Annotated in this window: 22 protein-coding genes; 4 read left to right on the top strand and 18 right to left on the bottom strand. The window is 69.6% G+C overall.

Annotated features, from left to right (window positions below; genetic code table 11):
• Positions 1-6 precede the first annotated feature (6 nt).
• Entirely contained in the window at positions 7-855 is an 849-nt protein-coding gene (locus K228_RS0110130; RefSeq protein WP_025618343.1) for an ABC transporter ATP-binding protein, read from the top strand.
• Entirely contained in the window at positions 852-1694 is an 843-nt protein-coding gene (locus K228_RS0110125) for an ABC transporter permease (RefSeq protein WP_025618342.1), read from the top strand. The genes K228_RS0110130 and K228_RS0110125 overlap by 4 nt, the downstream gene beginning before the upstream one ends.
• Positions 1695-1785: 91 nt before the next feature.
• On the opposite strand, the gene K228_RS0110120 is transcribed toward K228_RS0110125, so the two are convergent.
• Entirely contained in the window at positions 1786-2637 is an 852-nt protein-coding gene (locus K228_RS0110120) for a 3-hydroxyacyl-CoA dehydrogenase family protein (RefSeq protein ID WP_025618341.1), read from the bottom strand.
• A gap of 116 nt (positions 2638-2753) precedes the next feature.
• The gene (murA, locus tag K228_RS0110115; RefSeq protein ID WP_025618340.1) at positions 2754-4181 is read right to left on the bottom strand and encodes a UDP-N-acetylglucosamine 1-carboxyvinyltransferase; all 1428 of its coding nucleotides are present in this window, start codon (positions 4179-4181) and stop codon (positions 2754-2756) included.
• On the opposite strand from murA, the gene K228_RS0110110 reads away from it, so the two are divergent.
• Positions 4180-4752, top strand: coding sequence for a cob(I)yrinic acid a,c-diamide adenosyltransferase (locus tag K228_RS0110110; RefSeq protein WP_018252183.1), 573 nt, complete (start codon positions 4180-4182; stop codon positions 4750-4752). The two genes, murA and K228_RS0110110, sit on opposite strands and share 2 nt — an antisense overlap.
• Before the next feature lie 219 nt (positions 4753-4971).
• Here K228_RS0110110 and K228_RS0110105 read toward each other — a convergent pair whose 3' ends face one another.
• The 16 genes from K228_RS0110105 to prmC form a co-directional block, all read right to left on the bottom strand.
• Positions 4972-5427 carry a DUF2550 domain-containing protein gene (locus tag K228_RS0110105; protein ID WP_025618339.1) on the bottom strand — a complete coding sequence of 152 codons (456 nt, stop codon included), beginning with the start codon at positions 5425-5427 and terminating at the stop codon, positions 4972-4974.
• Between the two features lie 13 nt (positions 5428-5440).
• Positions 5441-5725 carry a F0F1 ATP synthase subunit epsilon gene (locus K228_RS0110100; protein ID WP_025618338.1) on the bottom strand — a complete coding sequence of 95 codons (285 nt, stop codon included), beginning with the start codon at positions 5723-5725 and terminating at the stop codon, positions 5441-5443.
• Between the two features lie 114 nt (positions 5726-5839).
• Positions 5840-6982 carry an LCP family protein gene (locus tag K228_RS0110095; RefSeq protein WP_025618337.1) on the bottom strand — a complete coding sequence of 381 codons (1143 nt, stop codon included), beginning with the start codon at positions 6980-6982 and terminating at the stop codon, positions 5840-5842.
• 241 nt (positions 6983-7223) lie between these two features.
• The gene (gene atpD, locus K228_RS0110090) at positions 7224-8681 is read right to left on the bottom strand and encodes a F0F1 ATP synthase subunit beta (protein WP_025618336.1); all 1458 of its coding nucleotides are present in this window, start codon (positions 8679-8681) and stop codon (positions 7224-7226) included.
• Positions 8681-9610 carry a F0F1 ATP synthase subunit gamma gene (locus K228_RS0110085; RefSeq protein ID WP_025618335.1) on the bottom strand — a complete coding sequence of 310 codons (930 nt, stop codon included), beginning with the start codon at positions 9608-9610 and terminating at the stop codon, positions 8681-8683. Before K228_RS0110085 ends, atpD begins: the two co-directional genes overlap by 1 nt.
• 3 nt (positions 9611-9613) lie before the next feature.
• The gene (gene atpA, locus K228_RS0110080; RefSeq protein ID WP_025618334.1) at positions 9614-11266 is read right to left on the bottom strand and encodes a F0F1 ATP synthase subunit alpha; all 1653 of its coding nucleotides are present in this window, start codon (positions 11264-11266) and stop codon (positions 9614-9616) included.
• 91 nt (positions 11267-11357) lie between these two features.
• Complete coding sequence (locus K228_RS0110075) at positions 11358-12182, bottom strand: F0F1 ATP synthase subunit delta (RefSeq protein ID WP_025618333.1); 825 nt, start codon at positions 12180-12182, stop codon at positions 11358-11360.
• A complete protein-coding gene (locus tag K228_RS0110070; protein ID WP_018252192.1) occupies positions 12182-12706 on the bottom strand; it encodes a F0F1 ATP synthase subunit B in 525 nt (174 codons plus the stop codon). Before K228_RS0110070 ends, K228_RS0110075 begins: the two co-directional genes overlap by 1 nt.
• Before the next feature lie 31 nt (positions 12707-12737).
• Complete coding sequence (gene atpE, locus K228_RS0110065) at positions 12738-12956, bottom strand: ATP synthase F0 subunit C (RefSeq protein ID WP_018745782.1); 219 nt, start codon at positions 12954-12956, stop codon at positions 12738-12740.
• 94 nt (positions 12957-13050) lie between these two features.
• Positions 13051-13872 (bottom strand): F0F1 ATP synthase subunit A, encoded by an 822-nt coding sequence (atpB, locus tag K228_RS0110060; RefSeq protein ID WP_025618332.1) that lies wholly within the window; start codon positions 13870-13872, stop codon positions 13051-13053.
• Complete coding sequence (locus K228_RS0110055; RefSeq protein ID WP_025618331.1) at positions 13873-14094, bottom strand: hypothetical protein; 222 nt, start codon at positions 14092-14094, stop codon at positions 13873-13875. It lies immediately after the preceding gene.
• Between the two features lie 184 nt (positions 14095-14278).
• Positions 14279-14767, bottom strand: coding sequence for a hypothetical protein (locus K228_RS0110050; protein WP_025618330.1), 489 nt, complete (start codon positions 14765-14767; stop codon positions 14279-14281).
• 188 nt (positions 14768-14955) lie between these two features.
• Positions 14956-17067, bottom strand: a complete 2112-nt coding sequence (locus K228_RS0110045; RefSeq protein ID WP_025618329.1) for a transglycosylase domain-containing protein — start codon at positions 17065-17067, stop codon at positions 14956-14958.
• Between the two features lie 93 nt (positions 17068-17160).
• Complete coding sequence (locus K228_RS0110040) at positions 17161-17775, bottom strand: arsenate reductase/protein-tyrosine-phosphatase family protein (protein ID WP_025618328.1); 615 nt, start codon at positions 17773-17775, stop codon at positions 17161-17163.
• Complete coding sequence (locus tag K228_RS0110035; RefSeq protein WP_025618327.1) at positions 17776-18420, bottom strand: L-threonylcarbamoyladenylate synthase; 645 nt, start codon at positions 18418-18420, stop codon at positions 17776-17778.
• A 108-nt stretch (positions 18421-18528) separates the two neighbouring features.
• On the bottom strand, positions 18529-19467 hold the full coding sequence (gene prmC / locus K228_RS0110030) for a peptide chain release factor N(5)-glutamine methyltransferase (protein WP_025618326.1): 939 nt from the start codon (positions 19465-19467) through the stop codon (positions 18529-18531).
• Between the two features lie 73 nt (positions 19468-19540).
• Here prmC and K228_RS0110025 point away from each other — a divergent pair, with 73 nt between their 5' ends.
• Positions 19541-21091, top strand: coding sequence for a GGDEF domain-containing protein (locus tag K228_RS0110025; protein WP_025618325.1), 1551 nt, complete (start codon positions 19541-19543; stop codon positions 21089-21091).
• The last annotated feature ends 23 nt before the right edge of the window (positions 21092-21114 follow it).

The raw sequence follows: 21114 nt of genomic DNA, 5'->3' as shown, positions 1-21114 counted from the left end.
TGTTGCATGGACAACGAGCTCGCGATCGTCGCGCGGGGGCTACGCAAGGCATACGGGAAGAACGTGGCCGTGGCCGGGGTGGACCTGGAGGTCCGCCGAGGTGAGGTGTTCGCCCTCCTCGGCCCGAACGGCGCCGGCAAGACGACCACCGTAGAAATCCTGGAGGGCTACCGGCGACGCGACGCTGGCGAGGTCTCGGTGCTCGACAGCGACCCGGCGGCCCCCGCCGCGGACTGGCGCAACCGGATCGGCATCGTCCTCCAGGGCGTCGGTGAGTTCGACGAGCTCAGCGTCTCCGAGCTGGTCCACCACTTCGCTGGCTTCTACGCCGACGCCGACGATCCGGAGAAGGTGATCGCCCGGGTCGGGCTGGCCGGCAAGGCCCGGGCCCGCACCCATACCCTCTCCGGCGGACAGAAGCGCCGCCTGGACGTGGCGCTCGGCATCATCGGCCGGCCCGAGCTGCTCTTCCTCGACGAACCGACCACCGGCTTCGACCCAGAGGCGCGGCGCGAATTCTGGCAGCTGATTCGGGATCTGGCGGCGGCCGGGACGACGATCGTGCTGACCACGCACTATCTCGACGAAGCGGAGGCGCTCGCGGACCGGGTGGGGGTGATCGCCGGCGGCCGGCTCATCGAGGTAGCCGCACCCGAACAGCTGGGCAACCGGCAACAGGCCCACGCGACGGTCTCCTGGCGTACGCCCGAGGGGCTGATCGAAAGCACGGAGAGCGCGACGCCCACGGAGCTGGTGACGGAGCTGGCCGCGCGCTTCGGCGGTGAGGTGCCCGGGCTCACGGTTACCCGGCCAACCCTCGAGGACATCTACCTGCAGATGATCGGACACCGATGACCACGACGTTGAAGCCCGCCACGGCCGCCCGGGCAGGGAGCCACCAGCTCGGCCCACTCGCCCTCGCGCTGCGGCAGGGTCGGCTGGAGCTCACCCAGTTCCTGCGCAGCCGGGAGTCCGTCGTGTTCACGATGGGATTCCCGATCATCATGATCCTGATCTTCGCCGCGGTCTTCGACGGCGAGATCGCACCCGGGGTGAGCTTTCCCCAGTACTTCATCACCGGCATGATCGCCGCCGGTCTGATGACCGTCAGCTTCCAGAACCTCGGCATCTGGATTCCGATCGAACGAGACCGCGGGGTACTCAAGCGCTACCGCGGCACACCGATGCCGAAGTGGGTGTACTTCGCCGGCAAGGTGATCATGGTCGTGGTGGTCGGTGTCGTCGAGACAGCGCTGCTGCTCGCCGTCTCGGTGGCCGCGTTCGACCTACAACTACCGGGCACCGCCACGAAGTGGCTAACCTTCGGCTGGGTGTCCGTCCTCGGCATCACCGCCTGCACGCTCTGCGGCATCGCGATCTCCTCGTTGGCGCGGACGGCCCGCAGCGGTTCGGCGGTGGTCACCCCGGTCGCCCTCATCCTCCAGTTCACCTCCGGGGTGTTCTTCGTCTTCACCCAGTTGCCGAGCTGGATGCAGCAGGTGGCCGCGCTCTTCCCGCTCAAGTGGATGTGCCAGGGGCTGCGCTCGGTCTTCCTGCCGGACACCTTCGCCGGGCAGGAGCCGGGTGGCTCGTACGAGCTGGGTCGGGTCGCCCTGGTGCTGGCCGCCTGGTGCGTGATCGGGCTCCTGCTCTGCCTCGGCACCTTCCGCTGGACCACCCGCCGCGACGGCTGAGGGGCGAAGCGAGCCCAGGTCAACCCTGCGGTGGTGGAGGGCCCCTGCGGACCGCTGTCTCAAAGGAGCCCTCCCCTGCCGGTCGGCTGGGTTAGCCGTACGAATAGAAGCCCTGGCCGGTCTTGCGGCCCAGGTCTCCGGCGGTGGCCATCCGCTGGAGCAGCTCCGGGGGGAAGAACTTCTCGTCGGCGGTGTCGGTGTAGATGTTGCGGGTGGCGTTGAGCAGGACATCCACCCCGGTCAGGTCCACGGTCGCCAACGGGCCCATGGCGTGGCCGAAGCCGAGCTTGCAGGCGTTGTCCAGATCCTCGGCGGAGATCACGCCGGACTCGACCAGGCTGACCGCCTCCATCGCCAACGCGCAGATCAGCCGGGTCGTCACGAAGCCGGCAGTGTCCCGGTTGACCACCACGACCGTCTTGCCAATCTCCTCGGCGAACGCCTTCGCCGTGGCGATGGTGGCATCACTGGTCTTGTAGCCGCGGACCAACTCGCACAGCTTCATCATCGGCACCGGGGAGAAGAAGTGGGTGCCGACCACCGACTCGGGGCGTTCGGTGGCGGTGGCGATCTGGGTGACCGGGATCGCCGAGGTGTTGGTGGCGAGCACCGCATCCGCCTTGCAGATCTTGTCCAACGCGCGGAAGACCTCGTGCTTGAGCTCGAGCTTCTCAAAGACCGCCTCGACGACGATGTCCGCGTCGGCAGCAGCCGCAAGGTCGGTGGTGGGGGTGATCCGGCCGAGTGCCGCCTCGGCGTCGGCCGACGAGATCTTCCCCTTTTCGGCGAACTTCTCCAGCGACCGCTGGATGCCCGCCAGGCCCCGCTTCGTGGCCGTGTCGTCCAGGTCCCGCAGCGTCACCTGCCAGCCCGCCTGCGCCGCTACCTGGGCGATTCCCGAGCCCATCAGTCCAGCACCGACGACCGCGAGTCGACCCGCCATCTGCTTTCTCCCTCACTGCGATTGGTGTCTGCCTGCACCCTAACCGGCAGACCTGAACGCAGCTTAAGGGCAGGGCGGCGGTCGGCTGAGGACCCGCGAAGCCCACCTCGCCGCCCTCACCGGCCGAGGGAGATGCCCCCGTCGGCAGCGTCGCCCCGCTCCACCTCGACGCCGAGGGCCCGCAGGTCCGCCACGAAGTCCGGGTAGCCCCGGTCCACATGGTGCACCTGGGACACCTCGGTGATCCCTTCGGTGCAGAGCCCAGCGATCAGGAGACCCGCTCCGGCGCGGATGTCGGTTGCCCGCACCAGCGCCCCGGAGAGCCGCGGTCGCCCGCGGACCACGGCGTGGTGGCCGTCGGTCTGAATGTCCGCGCCGAGTCGCATCATCTCGTTGGCGAACATGAACCGACCGTCGAAGATGTTCTCGGTAATCAGGGAGGCACCGTCGCTGACCGCCGCCAGCCCGATCGCCATCGGTAGCAGGTCGGTGGCGAACCCGGGGTAGGGCAGGGTGACCACGTCCACCGCACGGGGGCGGTCCACCATCCGGATCCGGAAGGCGTCCCGTCGCGTCTCCACCAGCGCACCGGCGGAGACCAGCTTGTCCAGGGCGATGTCGAGGAAGGCGGGGGAGGCACCGGTCACCGTCACGTCACCCCGAGTCATCGCCGCGCCGAACGCCCACGTACCGGCGACGATCCGGTCCCCCACGGTGGCGTGCCGCACCGGGTGCAGCCCGGGCACACCGACGACGGTCAACGTCGAGGTGCCGGCACCGTCGATGAGCGCACCCATCTGCCGGAGCATCGTGCAGATGTCCACGATCTCCGGCTCGCGGGCGGCGTTGTCGATGACCGTGGTGCCCTGGGCGAGCACCGCCGCCATCACCAGGTTCTCGGTGGCACCGACGCTCGGGAAGTCCAGCACGATCTCGGTGCCGTGCAGCCCGTGCGGGGCCGTGGCGACCACGCAGCCGCGCTCACCGGAGATCTCGGCGCCCATCCGGCTAAGCCCGGCGATGTGCATGTCCAACCCGCGCGAGCCGATCGCGTCGCCCCCCGGATGGGCCACTCGAACAGATCCACGGCGCGCCAGCAGGGGCCCGAGTACGCAGATCGACGCGCGCAGCCGGCGAACCAGGTCGCAGTCCGCGTCGCTGCCGGGGGCCTCCGGCACATCAATGGTCACCGACCGGGAGCGGGGAACCCCGCCGTACGCCACCATCGGGTCCACCGGATCGTCCGCGTCGAACTGAACCCCGCAGCCGAGCCGACGCAGCACCTCTCCCATGATCGCGATATCAGTGATCCGTGGGACGTTGGTGATGACGCTACGGCCCGGCGCCAGCAGCGCCGCGGCCATGAGCTTCAAAGCTGAGTTCTTGGCGCCCACCACATGCACGGTGCCGGTCAAGCGGGTGCCACCACGCACCCGGATGACGTCGTCAACCGCCGTGCCGCCGGCATCGCCCGGACTGGTCAGCCAGGCGGGGTCCGGCCGGTCCGGGATCATGAGATCCGGTGTCCGTAGGCTGTGCGTCATGGCCGTCCACCTCACGCGCATCTACACCAAGGCCGGCGACGCCGGCACGACCAGGCTGAGCAACAACGAGCAGGTTCCGAAGACTGATCCCCGGATCGCCGCGTACGCGGACGTAGACGAGTGCAACGCGGCGATCGGCGTGGCGCTCGCTCTCGGGCAACTCGACGAAGAGCTGCGGACGATACTCGGATCAATCCAGAACGACATGTTCGACGTGGGGGCCGACCTGGCCACGCCGGTCGAGCCGAACCCGAAGTACCCGCCGCTGCGGGTCACCGAGGCGTACATCGAGCGCCTTGAGGGCTGGTGCGACGAGTACAACGCACGCCTGAGCAAGCTCGACTCCTTCACCCTCCCCGGTGGCACCGCTGGCGCGGCGCTACTACATGTTGCGCGGACGGTAGCCCGGCGCGCCGAGCGTGCAGCCTGGGCCCTGATCACCCATGACCCCGACCGAACCAGCACGCTCCCGGCAAAGTATCTCAACCGGCTCTCCGATCTACTCTTTATCCTGTCAAGAACGGCAAATCCGGCCGGAGATGTGCTATGGGTGCCCGGCGGCAAGCACTGACCGATCGACCGTCCGACGCGCCGGTGTGGTAGCCGGCGCGTCACGCCACGCCGAGGGCTGCATACCCGACCTGCCGGCTACCATCCGCGCCCAGAGGCAGCAGCTCGGCGGGGAAGACAGCAGGATTGTTCGGCCGGGAATTCCCCGTGCCGTTCGGCCGGTGAAGTCCGCACCGGGCGGCGCGTGCCGGGAGACTCCCACTGGCCCCGCGACGGGGCCTCAGGCCGCTGGCCAGTCCTGGGCGGTCAGATTCGGCGAGGCCGCCCCCGGAGGGGCGGCCTCAAGCCAGGAGAGAAAACCGGTGACGGTCGAGCGCGCCATAGCGATCTCGACCGGGGCGCGGTGGCTGGTACAGCGGAGGATGATCCAGTCGGCGGGCATCGAGAACCGCTCCTGCCCCTCGGGCAGCCGACGGCGTTCCACCGCGAGGCCCTTACGGGAGAGCGTCCGCCGGGGGCGGAGAGCGAAACTGAACATGCGGTAGAGGCGAAGCTCGTCCCCCACGAAGCGGCCGAAGCCCGGGGCCCAACCCCGCCCATCGAGGATCGTGGAGGTCCGGACGTTGAGCCGGATAATTCCTCCGCTGCGAGTCACCAACCCCCGCCGGACAAAGAGAGCCAGAAGCGCGCCGATGACGACGGCGATGCCGATCGCGACCCCTTCGACGATCCCCATCGCCGGGTGGCGCTCAGCTACCCTGCGCGGCCGGGACCGGGCTGGCGCTCTCGGCCAGGACGGTGACGCCCTTGTTGCTCACGGAGAGGAAGCCGCCAGCCACCTCGTAGGAGAGCTGGTCGCCTCCGGCAACCTTGATCCGAACCTGGCCGGACTCCGCGAGCTGGCCGAGTAGGGGAGCATGCCCTGGCATCACGCCAAGCTCACCCTCGGTCGTCCGGGCCATGACCATCTCGGCCTCGCCGGACCATACCGTCTCCTCGACGGCTACCAGCTCGACGTGAAGCTGCTGTGCCACGCTGTCTCCTTGCTGCGGCGGCGGGTTGCCGAAATTCTAGTCTCGCCATCGGGGCACCGGTAACGCGGGTGGCGAGACGTACGCCACTCGGGTTGGAAGTCGGCACCGATGCGGTCAGCTCTTGTTCTGGAAGTCCGGATGCTCCAACAGGAACGCATCGAGCTGCTCGTCCCGCAGCGCCTGGAAGAAGTCCCAAACGGCCGGCACGAAGCGCTCGCCCTTGTACTTCCCGTTATCCAAGATGGCACCACCCGGCAGCTTGATCATCTGGATGTTGCCCGGCCGGAGGTCCTTCAGGGCCAGGCCAAAGTCAATCACGTTGTGCCCCCGGCCGTTGAAGACCAGTGACTCACCGGCGGCCCGGAGCACCCGGTCCAGCTTGATCGGGTTGGTCACCACATCAGCGCTGAGGGCCTGACTCGCCATTGCCTTGACAAACTGCTGCTGGTGCCGCTGGCGGCCGTAGTCACCGTCATCCACACCGTTCTCTGGGTAGCGCTGACGAACGTAGTCCAGCGCCTGCCAGCCTTCGAGGAGTTGCTCTCCCGCCGGGTAGACCGCCTGCTCACCGATGTATCCCCCACCGCCGGGGCGCAGCTCCCGGTGCGTGCCGTCGGGGCGGCGATGCCTCGAGCGCACCTCCTGCTCGATGTCCATCGTGACGCCACCCATCGCATCCACAATCTTGATGAAGCCACCGAAGTTGATGATCGCCCCGGCGTCGAACCGCTGGATCCCGGTGATTGACTGGACCGTCTTGGCGAGCAGTTCGAAGCCCTGCGCCGTGCTGGGGTTCTCCCCCTGCACCCGGCTGCCGTAGGACATCGCCGCGTTGAGCTTGTCCGTACTGCCGGGGAATCCGGCCTTGTCGAAGGCGGGAATCTGGACGTAGAGATCCCGGGGCATCGAGAAGAGGTAGGCCTGGTCGAGCCCCTCCGGCACGTGCAGCACCATGATGGAGTCGGCCAGGGGTAGCTGCGTCTCCTTGCGGGGGTCAACGCCGACGAGCAGGATGTTGAGCGGGCCCTTGATGTCGCTCGTGCGCTCACTGGCTCCCGCCGCCTGGTCTCCGAACAGGTCCGCCTTGCCCACCGCGCCCTCGTACCGCGCCACCAGCGCCTCGGCCCCAACCAGGGCCACGCCGCTGACGAACATCAAGACGGCGCCGAAGACGGTGCACACCTGGGCCCACCGCGGCACGCCCGCCCACACCGACGGCTTCTTCTTGCCGCCTTTGCCGGCCTTACCCACGATCATCTCCGTTCGTCAACGTCTATCGGGACGGGCGTACGTCAGCGAATGATTGCACGAATGGGCGCACAGTCAGCACGACGCGCGTGAAACGGTACCTCGCCACCCTTCAAGATCACCGACTGGCGAAAGGGCATCAGCGACCGGAACTGCGGCAACGGATGCACGGAAAGGCCGCCCCGGCGTGTACCAGGGCGGCCTTTCGCCGCTACTCGCGCGACCTGCGGCGGTAGCCGCAGCGGGGCACTCAGCCCTCCGCCATCAGCTCCTTGGCCTTACGCTCCAGGTCGTCCAGGCCACCGCACATGAAGAAGGCCTGCTCGGGGAAGTGGTCGTACTCGCCCTCGCTGATCTTCTTGAAGGCTTCGATGGTCTCCTTGATCGGGACCGTCGAGCCCTTCATGCCGGTGAACTGCTCAGCGGCGTAGGTGTTCTGCGACAGGAAGCGCTCGATCCGACGCGCCCGGCCGACCGTGAGCTTGTCCTCCTCGGAAAGCTCCTCAATACCCAGGATCGCGATGATGTCCTGCAGGTCCTTGTAGCGCTGCAGGATTCGCTTCACCTCGGTGGCCACCGTGAAGTGCTCCTGGCCGACGAACTCCGGGGCGAGGATCCGGGACGAAGATGCCAGCGGGTCCACCGCCGGGTAGATGCCCTTGTCGGAGATCGAACGCTCCAGGTTGGTGGTCGCGTCCAGGTGGGCGAAGGTGGTGGCCGGCGCCGGGTCGGTGTAGTCGTCCGCGGGCACGTAGATCGCCTGCAGCGACGTGATCGCCTGGCCCCGGACCGAGGTGATCCGCTCCTGGAGCTCGCCCATCTCGTCGGCGAGCGTCGGCTGGTAGCCCACCGCGCTCGGCATCCGGCCGAGCAGCGTGGAGACCTCGGAGCCGGCCTGGGTGAACCGGAAGATGTTGTCGATGAAGAGCAACACCTCCTGCTTCTGCACGTCCCGGAAGTACTCCGCCATGGTCAGCGCGGAGAGGGCGACCCGGAGACGGGTGCCCGGCGGCTCGTCCATCTGGCCGTAGACCAGCGCGGTCTTGTCGATCACGCCGGACTCGGTCATCTCGGCGATCAGGTCGTTACCCTCACGGGTACGCTCACCCACCCCGGCGAAGACCGAGGTACCACCGAAGTTCCGGGCAACGCGGGTGATCATCTCCTGGATCAGCACCGTCTTGCCCACGCCGGCGCCGCCGAACAGGCCGATCTTGCCACCCTTGACGTACGGGGCGAGCAGGTCGATGACCTTGATGCCGGTCTCCAGCATCTCCGTCTTCGGCTCCAGGTCCGCGAAGGCCGGGGCCTTGCGGTGGATCTGCCAGTGGTCGTCCGGGCTGAGCGTCTCACCCGGCTCCAGGTTGAGGCACTCGCCGATCGCGTTGAACACGTGGCCCTTGACCGTGTCACCCACGGGCACCGTGATCGGCGAACCGGTGTCCCGCACCTCAACCCCGCGGACCAGGCCATCGGTCGGCTGCATGGAGATGGCGCGGACCAGGTTGTCCCCCAGGTGCTGGGCGACCTCCAGGGTCAGCGTCTTCTCGCCGCCGGAGAGGGTCACGTCGACGTGCATGGCGTTGAACAGGTCCGGCATCGCGTCGCGCGGGAACTCGGCGTCGACGACCGGGCCGATGACCCGGACCACGCGACCGGTGGCCGCGTTGGTGCCGGCCGGCCCATCAGCAGTAGCGGAAACAGTCATCACACTTCACTTCCCGACGCGGCCAGCGCGTTCGCGCCGCCGACGATCTCGCTGATCTCCTGGGTGATCCCGGCCTGGCGGGCCGAGTTCATCTCGCGCGTGTACTTCTCGATCATCTCTTCGGCGTTGTCGGTGGCGCTCTTCATCGCCCGCCGCCGGGACGCCGACTCACTCGCCGCCGACTCGACCAACGCCGCGTAGATCCGGGTGTTGATGTACTTCGGCAGCAGCGCGTCGAGGAGCGCCTCCGCCTCCGGCTCGAATTCGTAGGCCGGCAGCGCACCTTCGGAACGGGGCCGGTCCTCGATCTCCATCGGTCCAAGGATCCTCGGGACCGGCACCTGGGTCATCAGGGACTTGAACTCGGTGGAGACGATGTGCAGCTCGTCCACACCGAAGACCCCGTCCAGCCCCGGGTCCCCGTCACCGTCGTCCACACCGGCAGTGAACGCCTTGATCAGCGTCTCACCCACCTCGCGGGCGTCGGCGAAGGTCGGCTGCTCCGAGAAGCCGGTCCAGCACGCCGTCATCGGCCGGTTGCGGAACCGGTAGTACTGCACGCCCTTGCGACCGATGACGTAGAGCGAAGGCTCCTTGCCGTCGGCGCGCAGCCGGGCGAGCAGCGACTCCGCCGTCTTGATGGCATTGGAGCTGTAGCCACCGGCCAGACCCCGGTCACTGGTGACCAGCAGCACGCCGGCCCGCCGCACCCGCTCCCGGGGAGTGAGTAGCGGATGGTTGATCCGCGTGTTGGACGCCAGCGCCGTGAGCACCTCGGTGATGGCCCGAGAGTAGGGCAGGGAGGCCGCCACCTGCTCCTGGGCCTTGGCGATCCGGCTCGTCGCGACGAGCTCCATCGCCTTGGTGATCTTCTTCATCGACTTCGCCGCGCGGATGCGTTGGCGGAGTACGCGTACCTGGGCGGCCATCGGTCAGCTTCCAGCCGGACGGTCGGTCGGCTCGTCCTGGAACCGGGTAACCGTCTCCCGCTCCTCCGCGCCGGCGAGCGGCTCGGCGGCCGGCTCGTTGATCCGCCGCTCGTCCTCTTTGCCCAGGAAGAGCTTCTTGAAGTCGCTGATCGCCGCGTCCAGGGAGGCGAGGACGTCGTCGCCCCAGGTGCCGTCCGCGATCTGCGCGAGGATCCCCTCGTGCTTGTGCCGCAGGTACTGGAGGAACTCGGACTCGAAGCGACGGATCTCGCCGACCGGGATGTCATCCAGCTTGCCCTCGACACCGGCCCAGACCGAGACGACCTGATCCTGCACCGGGAAGGGCGAGTAGTTCGACTGCTTGAGCAGCTCAACCAGGCGAGCACCCCGCTCCAGCTGGGCCCGGGAGGCCTTGTCCAGGTCCGAGGCGAAGGCCGCGAAGGCCTCCAGCTCACGGTACTGGGCCAGGTTCAGCCGCAGCGAGCCGGAAACCTTCTTCATCGGCTTCACCTGCGCGGCGCCGCCTACCCGGGAGACCGAGGTACCGACGTTGATCGCCGGCCGGACGCCCTGGTTGAACAGGTCGGTCTCCAGGAAGATCTGGCCGTCGGTGATGGAGATGACGTTGGTCGGGATGAACGCCGAGATGTCGTTCGCCTTGGTCTCGATGATCGGCAGACCGGTCATCGAGCCGCCGCCCATCTCGTCGGAGAGCTTCGCGCAGCGCTCCAACAGCCGGGAGTGCAGGTAGAAGACGTCACCCGGGTACGCCTCACGGCCCGGCGGGCGACGCAGCAGCAGCGACACGGCCCGGTACGCCTCGGCCTGCTTGCTCAGGTCGTCGAAGACGATGAGGACGTGCTTGCCGCCGTACATCCAGTGCTGCCCGATCGACGAGCCGGTGTACGGGGCGAGGTACTTGAAGCCAGCCGGGTCGGACGCCGGAGAGGCCACGATGGTGGTGTACTCCATCGCGCCCGCCTCCTCCAGCACGCCCTTGATCGAGGCGATCGTGGAGGCCTTCTGGCCGACGGCGACGTAGATGCAGCGGACCTGCTTCTTCGGGTCGCCGGAGCGCCAGTTGTCCCGCTGGTTGAGGATGGTGTCCAGGGCGACGGTGGTCTTACCGGTCTTCCGGTCACCGATGATCAGCTGGCGCTGGCCCCGGCCGATCGGCGTCATCGCGTCGATGGCCTTGATGCCGGTCTGCAGCGGCTCGTCGACCGACTTCCGGGACATCACGTTCGGGGCCTGGAGCTCCAGCTCCCGGAAGCCCTCGTTCGGGATGTCGCCGAGGCCGTCGATCGGCTCGCCGAGCGCGTTGACCACGCGGCCGAGGAAGGCGTCGCCGACCGGGGCCGAGAGCACCCGGCCGGTGCGCTTGACGCGCTGCCCCTCCTCGATACCGGCGAAGTCGCCGAGGACGACGACACCGATCTCCCGGACGTCGAGGTTCAGCGCCACACCGATCGTGCCGTCTTCGAACTCGAGCAGCTCGTTGGTCATGGTCGAGGGCAGGCCCTCGACGTGGGCGATGCCGTCGCCGGCGTCAGCGACGGTGCCGACCTCCTCGCGGGACACGTCGGCGCTGTAGGAGGAGACGTAGCGCTCCAGCGCGCCGCGGATCTCCTCCGTCGAGATGGTCAGCTCGGCCATCCTCTGCTTCCTTAAGTATCAGGGGCCCGGGATACCTAGTACCGACCGGTCCGAATGACGTCTGGTCAGGCGCTGGCGCGGCAGTTCCGGCTCAGCGCTTAGCGAGCGCGTTACGGGATTCGTTGAGGCGGCGCAGGACGGTGCCGTCGTACAGGTCGGAGCCGACCTGGACGCTGACCCCACCGAGGACCTCGGGGTTGACCGACTGCTTGACGGTCACCTCGCGACCGTAGATGGCGGAGAGGCGGGCGACCAGGCGCTGCTCCTCCTCCGCACCCAACGGGGCCGCGACAGTCACGTACGCCACCTGTCGGTCCCGCTGGTCGGCGGCGAGCTCGACCAACCGGGTAAGCGCCCCGACGAAGGAGCGCCCGCCGAACCCGCCGAGCGCCACCTCGACCAGCCGGACGGTGACCGGGCGGGCCTTGCCGGCGAGCAGCTCACCGGCGAGGGTGGCCCGCTGCGCGGCCGGGGCCGCCGGGTCCGACAGCACGTTGGAGAGCGCCGACTGGCCGGCCACGACCTGACCGAAACGGAACAGCTCGTCCTCGACCTCACCGAGGTCGCCCGCCTTGTCGGCGGCGGCCAGCAGCGCGGCCACACCAAGCCGCTCGGCACCGTCGAGGAGTTCCGACGGGGCCGACCAACGGTGGGAGACCAGCGTGGTCAGCAGGTCGAGCGCGTCCCCGCCGACCTTCCCGCGGAGGATTCCGGCGAGCAGGTCGGCCCGGTCCGCACCAGAGCGGGCCGGGTCAACGAGGGCCCGGCGCAGCCGTGGCTCACGCCGGAGCAGATCGGCGACGGAGAGAAGGTCTTCGGCGGTGGCGGACACCGCCGAAGACTCCGCGCCCCGGACGTACTCGTCGAGGCGGTCGGCCGCGATCTTGTACGACTCCCGGCTGGTGGCGGCCTGCATCAGCGGGCCCCCGCGCTCTCGAGACCGTCCAGGAACCGGTCGACCGTGCCGGCGCGGCGTGCCTCGTCGGCGAGCGACTCACCAACGATCTTGCTGGCCAGGTCCACCGCGAGCGTGCCGACCTCGGTACGCAGCTCGCGCACGATGGTGGTCCGCTCGGCGACGAGCTGCTCCTTGCCCGCGGCGATGATCCGGTCGGACTCTTCCCGCGCCTTGGCGAGGATGTCCTGCCGGATGCCCTCCGCGTCGGCCCGGGCGTCGTCCCGGATCCGGGCCGCCTCGGTGCGCACCTCGGCCAGCTGGGCCCGGTACTGCTCGAGCAGCTGGTTGGCCTCGGCCTGAGCAGCCTCGGCGCGCTTGAGGCCGCCCTCGATCGCGTCCACCCGCGCCTGGTACATCGTCTCCATGCGCGGCATGACGAACTTCAGCAGCACGAAGACGAGTAGGGCGAAGGCGATGGTCCCGACGACAAGCTCTTGCCAGATCGGCAAGATCGGGTTGTGCCCTTCGGCGGCGAGATACATGTCAGACCTCCGGGTCGGGGACGGGTACTCGTCAGACGGCGAAGGCGAGCACCAGGCCGAAGAGGGCGAGCGCCTCGACCAGGGCGAAGCCCAGGACCAGCCAGGTGCGGTTGAAGCCGGCGGACTCCGGCTGGCGGGCGCTGGCCTGGATGTAGGCCGCGAAGACCAGCGCGACACCGATACCGGGGCCGATGGCGGCGAGGCCATAGCCGACGGTGTTGATGCTGCCTTCGAGGGCGAGAACGTCCATTGCGGGTATTCCTCCTAGCTCACACGTGAGGTCTCACGCGTTCGGGGTTTCTACCAGAAGCTTGGTCGGGCCGGGCAGCCCGCCGAGCGGGATCTCAGTGCTCCTCGGCCAGCGAGGTGCCGACGTAGTTGGCGGTCAGCGTGACGAAGACGTACGCCTGCAGCACGGCCACCAGCGCCTCGAAGAAGGCCATCACGATCGCCATCGCGAAGGAGAAGACCGAGGTCACCTGAACGAAGAGGTTGTCCGCGGACAGCATCACGAAGCCACCGACGGTGAAGACCAGCAGGAGCAGGTGACCGGCGAACATGTTGGCGAAGAGCCGGAGGGCCAGGGTAACCGGCCGCACGACGAAGTTCTGCAGGAACTCGATCGGGACCAGCAGGATGTGCATCGGCCACGGCACGCCCGGCAGGATCAGGCTCATCTTGAGGTACTTGAGGAGACCGTGCTTGCGGACCCCGACAGCGAGGTAGAGCACGTAGGAGATCGCGGAGAGCACGATCGGGAAGGCGATGTGCGAGTTCGGCGAGATCTGCAGCCCGGGAACGATGCTGAAGATATTGGTGATCAGAATGAAGCTGAACAGCACCGTGAAGTAGGGGGCGAACCGGATTCCGGCATTACCCATCTGCTCCCGGGCGATGTTGTCCCGCACCAGCCCGTAGACCGACTCGGCCAGCCACTGCCCCTTGCTGGGGACCAGCTTCGGGTTCCGGTAGGCGGCCATGTAGAAGATGATCACCAGCCCGACGGCCAGCCAGACCATGAGGGTGAACTTCGTGACCCACGGTCCAGCCACCGCTGGCGGGTAGAAGTCATTGACGCTGGGGGGCCAGGGAAGGTCCTGGGCGACGACCAGCTGTCCGCTCACCGTGTCATCCTCCACACTCGACAGACCGGCGCGTGCCGACACTCAGGCACCGAGCCTCTTCATGATCAGGTAGATCGCTACGGCAGCGCCGAGCATCATGCCGACGGCGATCCCCACGCCGGTCGGCACGCCGAGGAAGCCCTCTGCCAACCAGCCGAGAAATCCCCAGACCAGGATGCCGGCGAGGAGGTAGCCAAGCACGGCACCCGCTACACCCTCCGACGAGTGCGCGTCGGACGGTTCGCGGTCTGGGTTGTCGGCCATTACGACGCGTACATTATCAGCCGTAGCTTGCAGGAGTGTGCGGCACCCCCCACACTGCAGGGCGGCGTGCGGGCGGCGGCTGGCGCATCAATCCGGGCCAGCCTACTCCTGTCCGACACACCGCACAGGACATCAAAACGTCGAGCTAACGCCAGTCGTACACCTGCGCCCGCCCGCCCGCCACTCAGCTCCGTGCCGACGAGTCCACTGTGGGCAACGGAGCGCGCAGCGCCCAGGTCAGGTGGGCGGCTGTCCAGACCACGACGGCGGCGATGATGGCCACCCCCATATCCGGCAGCCCGGCCCAACCAGTCGCGGCGACCGCCGCCATCACCACGCCCAGCACGACGATCTTCGTGACGTAGGTGACCAGCCCAACCGACATGATCAGCTGCGGGCTGACCGCGTCCGCCCAGGCCACCGAGAGCCCGGAGACCAGGTAGCTCACGACAACGAGCGCGATCCCCGCCGCCACCGCGACCGCGGAGGTGGTGCCCCGGAGCACCGCCGCGACCGGTACCGCGGCGACCGCGAGGAGGGCACACGCGGCCAGGGGCAGTCGCAGGTAGGGCAGCCGCGCGCGAATCGCGCCTGGCTCGCCCGCGGCCGGATCGGTCGCCCGCGGCTGGTCGTCGTCCCGCTCCTGGGCGGTCGGCGTCGTCTCGGTGTTCACAGCACCACAGTCTATTGCTCCCCCCGCCGGTGGCCGCGCGACGCCAGGTGCGGCGGTGCGACCGGGCACACCGGCGGGCGAGGCCCGCCCCGCGGCCGAGCACCCGCGCCCCACCGGCGAGAACGCACACCCGCACCGGCGAGAGCACGCGGCCCACCGGCACGAACGTTCGCCCCGGGCGCGGGCTCCTACTCCCCGGTCCGGGCACGGGTGACGTCGAAGGCGGTTACCTCGCTCGGCGGGACGAAGTCCCGAATCGGCTGCCCCCGCAGAGCGATGGACATCAGCTCCGCCACCCCGTCGGCCATCCGCGCCTGGACCGCGTGCCCCACCGCATCGCGCGGGTCGTCCGGGTTGGTGGCGATCGCCGCCACCGCGAGCTGCGGCGTGACGGCGACGATGGACTCCGTGCCGTACCCCTCCGAACTACCGGTCTTGCCGGCGACCGGGCGTCCCAGCTGGGAGCGGAGCTCCGGTGCGGTACCCCCCTCACAGCCCCGGTACATCGACTGGTCCCCGACCGGACAGCGCGCGGCGTCCACCGCGGCCCGGGCCACATCCCGGGCCACGACCTGCCGACAGTCCGGTGACCCGGCCGCGACCGTCCGCCCGGCCGCATCGGTGATCCGCACCACCGGCAGCGGCGCGCACCATCGCCCCTCGGCCGCGATGGTGGCGTACGCGTTCGCCAGATCCAGTGGAGTCGTGGCCGATACACCCAGCGTGAACGGCCCCCACGCGCGGGCACCGTGCCGGGCCAGCTGCTCGTCACCGGGCGCCCGAAACACGATGCCCAACCGCTCGGCCATCTCCACCACTCGATCCGCACCGACCCGCTCGGTCAACCAGGCGAAGTACGTGTTGACCGACTTCCCGAACGCGCTCCACATGGTGTGCTCACCGTCGACCGACGAGCTGGCGTTGCGGGGGCACCACCTCCCGTCACAGCTCGCCGGCCCGCTGACCGGGAAGCGGGTGACGATCCGGTCGGGCGCGTCGAAGACTGTGTTCAACGGCAGCCCAGCCTCCACCGCGGCCAGGAGTGTGAACAGCTTGAACGTGCTCCCGCCCTGATAGCCCTGGATCGCGCCGCCGCCCGCGACCAGCTGGTTGACCGTGTTCGGGCGGTTCTTCCACCCGACCGGGTTCGGCTGCACGCCGTAGGTGCGGTTGACCGCCATGGCGAGCACCCGTCCGGTACCGGGCTGGACCACGGCGGTCGGCAGCGCGTACCGGTGGTTCGCCGAGTAGATCTGCTGCACCTGCTCGATCGCTGCCTGCTGCACCGCCGGGTCCAGGGACGCCACAATCTCGTAGCCGCCCTGGCGCAGGGCGAGCTGCCGCTCGTCAACCGTCGATCCGAACGCCTCCTGCGAATTCCACCAGCGGGTGAACCAATCGCAGAAGAAGCCCCAGTCGTTCTGCTCCGCCGGCACCGCCGCGCAGTCGTTCGGCGTCTCGGTGGGGCGCAGCCGCAGCGGTTGCGCCGCCACCCGGGCCGCCTCGTCCGCCGCGAGCTGACCGGCCTCGACCATCTGGTCCAGCACGTACCCCCGGCGCTGCAATGCGGCATCGGCGTCCCCATTGAGTGGGTCGTCGGTGTGCGGGGACTGGACCAGCCCGGCGAGCAACGCCGCCTCGGCCAGGGTCAGGTCCGCCGGCGACTTGGTGAAGTAGCGCCTACTCGCGGCCGCCACTCCGTACGCGCCGGCGCCGAAGTACGCGATGTTGAGGTAGCGGGCGAGGATCTCGTCCTTGCTCAGCTCCCGCTCCAGGGCCAACGCGTACCGCACCTCCTGCACCTTGCGGGCGGAGGTGACCTCGGTGGCGGCCCGACGCTGCTCCTCGGTCAGGCGCGGATCACTGGCCAGAACGTTGCGGACGTACTGCATGGTCAGTGTGGAGGCCCCCTGCCGGACCGCACCGCCACGCTGGTTGGCCGTGAACGCCCGGACCACGCCGCGCAGGTCCACCCCCCGGTGCTGGTAGAAGCGGGCATCCTCGGCGGCGAGGATCGCCTGACGCATCACCGGGGCCACCTCGTGCAGCGGCACATCCACCCGGTCCTCCTGGTAGAAGGAGGTGATCAACGTACTGCCGTCGTTGGCGTACAGGTTGGACCGCTGGGGGGTTGGCGGCGTCCGCAGGGTGTTCGGCAGCTCCGTGTAGGGCGCGGCGAGCGCCGAGAGGCCTACTCCGTACACCAGCGCGGCGGGCAAGGCCGCCACCGCCAGCCCGAGACCGGCCAGAAGGCCGGCGAGCAGGACTGTCATCAGCTTGTTCAGGTGTGCCCGGGTCATCAGCTCTCCCCGCAGGAGCCGGCAGGACCCGTCAAGAATGACCCGAATGCGCCTCTTGTCCGCCTCGTTCCGCTGCTGGGTAACCCGGGCGGGTTACGGCAACAACACCGCCGCCAGCGGACGCACCGCTTCCTCGACCTCGTCCGCGACCCGGCCGAAACACTGGTCGCCCCGACCCCACGGGTCATCCAGGTCGTCCGCGGGGAGCGGCCCGGCCCCCGCCCGAACGGCGTCAACCGCCTCGACCAGCGCCACACCGCGCGCGTACACGGCGGTGGGGCTCGCTCCAGCCGCCGGCAGACCAGCCAGGTCCACCGCGGGCAGCAGGCGGCCAAACTCACCCAACACGAAGGTGCGGGAGCTCGCGTCTGGCCGCAACTCCGACACGAACTCCTGCTGGTCGGCGGTCGCGGTGAGCACCAGGTCAGCACCCTCGATGTGCTCCGAACGCAGCTTGCGGGCCGTGAAGCCGTCGGTGCCACCGCCCCGCCCGGTCACCTGTCGGGCCGCCGGCGGGTTCATCTCCTCACCGGCGTGCCAGCCGCCGGTGCCGGCGCTGTGACTGTGCACCAGCCCGTCGGCGAGCCCAGGTGTGGCGTCGCCGCGCCGGGCCAGCTGCTCCTGGACAGCCAGGACCAGCAGCCGCTCCGCCATCGGAGAGCGACAGATGTTACCCATGCAGACGTGGAGAACGGTAAACGGCAGCACTCAGGCCACCTGCTTCGAGACGATGTCCGGCACCATATCGCGCAGCCGGTCCAGCTCGATCGCACCGGCGCGGAGCAGCTGGGGCACCTCCCCGGTCAGATCCACGATCGTGCTCGGCACCGGATCCACCGCCGGACCCGCCTCCAGGTACGTGCGCACCGAGTAGGCGAGCTGCCCGCGGGCCGCCTCGGCGGTGGTGGCCGCAGGCAGACCAGCCGTATTCGCCGACGCCACCGCCATCGGGCCGATCTCCCGGAGGACCTCCAGCGCCACCGGATGTAACGGCATCCGCACCGCGATCCGGCCCGCGGTCTCCCCCAGATCCCAGCGCAGGCTGGGCGAGTGCTCCACCACGATGGTCAGCGCACCCGGCCAGAACGCCGCCACCAGGTCACGGGCCGCGGTGGGCAACGAGAAGACCAGGCCGTCCAGGGTGTGCCGGGAGCCGATCAGCACCGGTGGCGGCACCGGCTGGCCGCCCTTGGCATCGAGCAGGGCCTTGACCGCGTGCGGAGTGAACGCATCCGCCCCGATCCCATAGACCGTGTCGGTTGGCAGGACGACCAACTCGCCGTCGCGGATCGCCTTGATGGCTGCCGCGATGCCGCGGTCCCGGTCGGCGGGCGACCGGCAGTCGTAGAGCATCACGAGCAGCAGTCTGCCACGCCCACCTCCGGGCGGTGTGCCGGCCGTACCCGGGCCGCGGAACACACGCGCCCCACCCCCGCCCCAGAGGTGGGCGAGTTCACCGGCCTACCCGCCAGCGCCACCGGAGCCTCGCGCGTCCACCGCGTCCCGACGCCGGGTTGCGGTGGCGAATCGGGGCCGGCCGGCGAGGTCGGCATGGTCGGCGATCGAGTCGTACCGGCCGTCCCCCGCCAGCAGCCCGGGTACCGCCGCGCCCTGCGTGTCGTCGTGCTCGATCCCGAGCCGACCCCCGGGCCGCAACAGCAGCGCGGCCCGGGGCACCACCGGCCGGATCACGGCCAACCCGTCCGCGCCGGCGAAGACCGCAGGCGCCGGATCATGCTGGCCGACCTCCGGCGGCACCACCACGTCCGCCGGCACATACGGCGGGTTACACAGCAGCACGTCCACCCGGCCCAGGAGGTCGTCGAGCAGATCCGGCGACGTGACATCGGCGACCACCACCTCAACCGGCCGATCCCCGGCGGCGGCCCGGCTGGTCGCGTTGCGCCGCAGCCACGACAGCGCCGCCGGGGAACGTTCCACCGCGACCACCCGAGCCGCCGGGACCTCCTGCGCCACCGCCAGGGCGATCGCCCCGGAGCCGCTGCACAGGTCCACCACCAGCGGCGCCGTCTCCCGGCGTGCCTGCTCGACGCCCCAGCCGGCGAGCAGCTCCGTCTCCGGACGAGGCACGAAGACGCCCGGGCCGACCGCCAGGTCGAGATGCCGAAAAGGTGCGCTGCCGGTGAGATGCTGCAACGGCTCCCGGCCAGCCCGCCGAGCCACCAACGCGTCGAACCGGCGACGCTGGTCCGGGCTCAGCCCGTCGGCCAGCGCCAGCCGGCCCCGTGGCACCCCCAGCACGTACGCGACCAGCACCTCCGCCTCCCCCCGGGGCCCCTGGACACCGGCGTCGGCCAGCACCCGGGCGGCCCGGACGACCGCCAGGGTGGGTCGCTCCCGATTCGTCCCTTCGGACGGCTGTTGCGACAAAGTGCTCACGCCATAATCATGAGGCGTTGCGCAACCGACCACGAGCCGGTGCGGTCAGGCGCACACAGACAGGAGGTCGTGGGTGGGTTGGCTGGACCAGGTCGGCGACCAGGTTGACACCCTGACCCGGGCACGCGGGCTACAGGAGTCGAGCCGCTCCGCCGAGGCATACCGCATCCTCTCGGGCGTGCTCGCCACCACCAACGACCGGTACGCCCGGGCCGACGCCCTGGTGCAACGTCTCTCCGCGGTCGTCAACCTGGGCCGCACCGCGGAGTACACCCGGGCAATCGAGGAGGCCACCACCGCCGTCCGGGACCTCGCCGAGCCGTACCCGCACGGACACCTCCACGCGCTCGCCGCACTCGCCGCCCACCACCAGGGCGCCCTGGACCGCTGTGTCATGCACCTGGTGCGGGCCGCTCGCGCGCTGGGTGCCGTCGAGGACCCCGACCGGGACACCGCCTGGGGCTGGCACGACCTCGCGATGGCCTACTCATACCTCAGCTTCCACGGATACGCGCTGGGTGCGATCGAACGGGCCCGGCAGCTCGGGCTCGCCGCCGGCATCCCGGCCGAGACCTTCGCCGCCCCCGGCATCCGACTGCGCAACGCCGTGGCGCTGGACCACACCGGCGACAGCGACGGCTGCCTGCGGGTGCTCCGCGACATCGCCAGCGACCTGGCGCAGTTCCTGCACGGCGGACAGGCCGGGCGGCTCCGCCCCAGCAGCCTCGCCGCATACGGCTACGCCGCAGCGCGGCAGGCCGCCCTGGGTGACCGGCTGGAGGTGGGAACGGACGCCGCCCCGACCCGACTGCTGAGCCACGGCGGCGACAGCGCCCGCGCGCGAGACATGCACCAACTCGGCGAGGTCTGCCTGGCCATCACGGCCGACCGCCCGATCGAGGCGGTTGCCCGGCTGGACACTGTGCAGGTCTCCACCGAGACCCTGGGCGCGGCCGAGCCCGATCGGCTCCGCAGCATCGCGCTCGGCCGGGCCGGTGAACACGTCGCCGCGCACCGGGCCGACCGGCGGGCATTCCGGCTCGCCGCGCAGCGCAACGATCGACTTCGAGACGTCTACATCGACGGAATCGCCGCCCGCATCGACCACGAGGAGATGCGCCGCGAGGCCGCCCGCTTCGAGGGAGAGGCACTCACCGACCCACTGACCGGGCTACCCAACCGACGCCGGCTGGAACGGCACATCGCCACCGTGATGGCCGAGGGGAAGCGGGTGGTGATCGGCGTCTGCGACCTGGACGGGTTCAAGGCGGTGAACACGTACCACGGGCACCACTCCGGCGACCTGGTCCTACAGCGCGTCGCCGGAGTGGTCAACCGGGTGATGCGGCGCAACGACTTCGTGGCCCGCTACGGCGGCGACGAGTTCGTCGTGGTGCTACCCGGAACGAACATGGCCGAGGCGGAGGAGGTGGCGCGCCGGATCAGGTCCGCCGTGCGGACCGAGGACTGGGAATCCCTCGTGCCCGGCACTCCGGTCGGGGTCAGCATCGGCTTCGCCGAGGTCGCCGCCACCGGTCCCGACGTACAGGATGCCCTGAGCATCGCCTTCGAGACCGCCGACCGGGAGATGCTGCGCGCCAAGACCCGCCCCCGCGCCTCCTGACGGCCCCGCAGACCACCGACCGG

Source organism: Salinispora cortesiana (genome assembly GCF_000484695.1).
GTDB lineage: Bacteria > Actinomycetota > Actinomycetes > Mycobacteriales > Micromonosporaceae > Micromonospora > Micromonospora cortesiana.
Note: the sequence above shows the minus strand (reverse complement) of the source record. Positions and strands in the feature narration are given on the sequence as shown.

Coding starts and splice junctions, on each gene's coding strand:
- K228_RS0110130 (WP_025618343.1), top strand. CDS start 7: ATGGACAACGAGCTCGCGATCGTCGCGCGGGGGCTACGCAAGGCATAC.
- K228_RS0110125 (WP_025618342.1), top strand. CDS start 852: ATGACCACGACGTTGAAGCCCGCCACGGCCGCCCGGGCAGGGAGCCAC.
- K228_RS0110120 (WP_025618341.1), bottom strand. CDS start 2,637: ATGGCGGGTCGACTCGCGGTCGTCGGTGCTGGACTGATGGGCTCGGGA.
- K228_RS0110110 (WP_018252183.1), top strand. CDS start 4,180: ATGGCCGTCCACCTCACGCGCATCTACACCAAGGCCGGCGACGCCGGC.
- murA (WP_025618340.1), bottom strand. CDS start 4,181: ATGACGCACAGCCTACGGACACCGGATCTCATGATCCCGGACCGGCCG.
- K228_RS0110105 (WP_025618339.1), bottom strand. CDS start 5,427: ATGGGGATCGTCGAAGGGGTCGCGATCGGCATCGCCGTCGTCATCGGC.
- K228_RS0110095 (WP_025618337.1), bottom strand. CDS start 6,982: ATGATCGTGGGTAAGGCCGGCAAAGGCGGCAAGAAGAAGCCGTCGGTG.
- atpD (WP_025618336.1), bottom strand. CDS start 8,681: ATGACTGTTTCCGCTACTGCTGATGGGCCGGCCGGCACCAACGCGGCC.
- K228_RS0110085 (WP_025618335.1), bottom strand. CDS start 9,610: ATGGCCGCCCAGGTACGCGTACTCCGCCAACGCATCCGCGCGGCGAAG.
- atpA (WP_025618334.1), bottom strand. CDS start 11,266: ATGGCCGAGCTGACCATCTCGACGGAGGAGATCCGCGGCGCGCTGGAG.
- K228_RS0110075 (WP_025618333.1), bottom strand. CDS start 12,182: ATGCAGGCCGCCACCAGCCGGGAGTCGTACAAGATCGCGGCCGACCGC.
- K228_RS0110070 (WP_018252192.1), bottom strand. CDS start 12,706: ATGTATCTCGCCGCCGAAGGGCACAACCCGATCTTGCCGATCTGGCAA.
- atpE (WP_018745782.1), bottom strand. CDS start 12,956: ATGGACGTTCTCGCCCTCGAAGGCAGCATCAACACCGTCGGCTATGGC.
- K228_RS0110055 (WP_025618331.1), bottom strand. CDS start 14,094: ATGGCCGACAACCCAGACCGCGAACCGTCCGACGCGCACTCGTCGGAG.
- K228_RS0110045 (WP_025618329.1), bottom strand. CDS start 17,067: ATGACCCGGGCACACCTGAACAAGCTGATGACAGTCCTGCTCGCCGGC.
- K228_RS0110035 (WP_025618327.1), bottom strand. CDS start 18,420: ATGCTCTACGACTGCCGGTCGCCCGCCGACCGGGACCGCGGCATCGCG.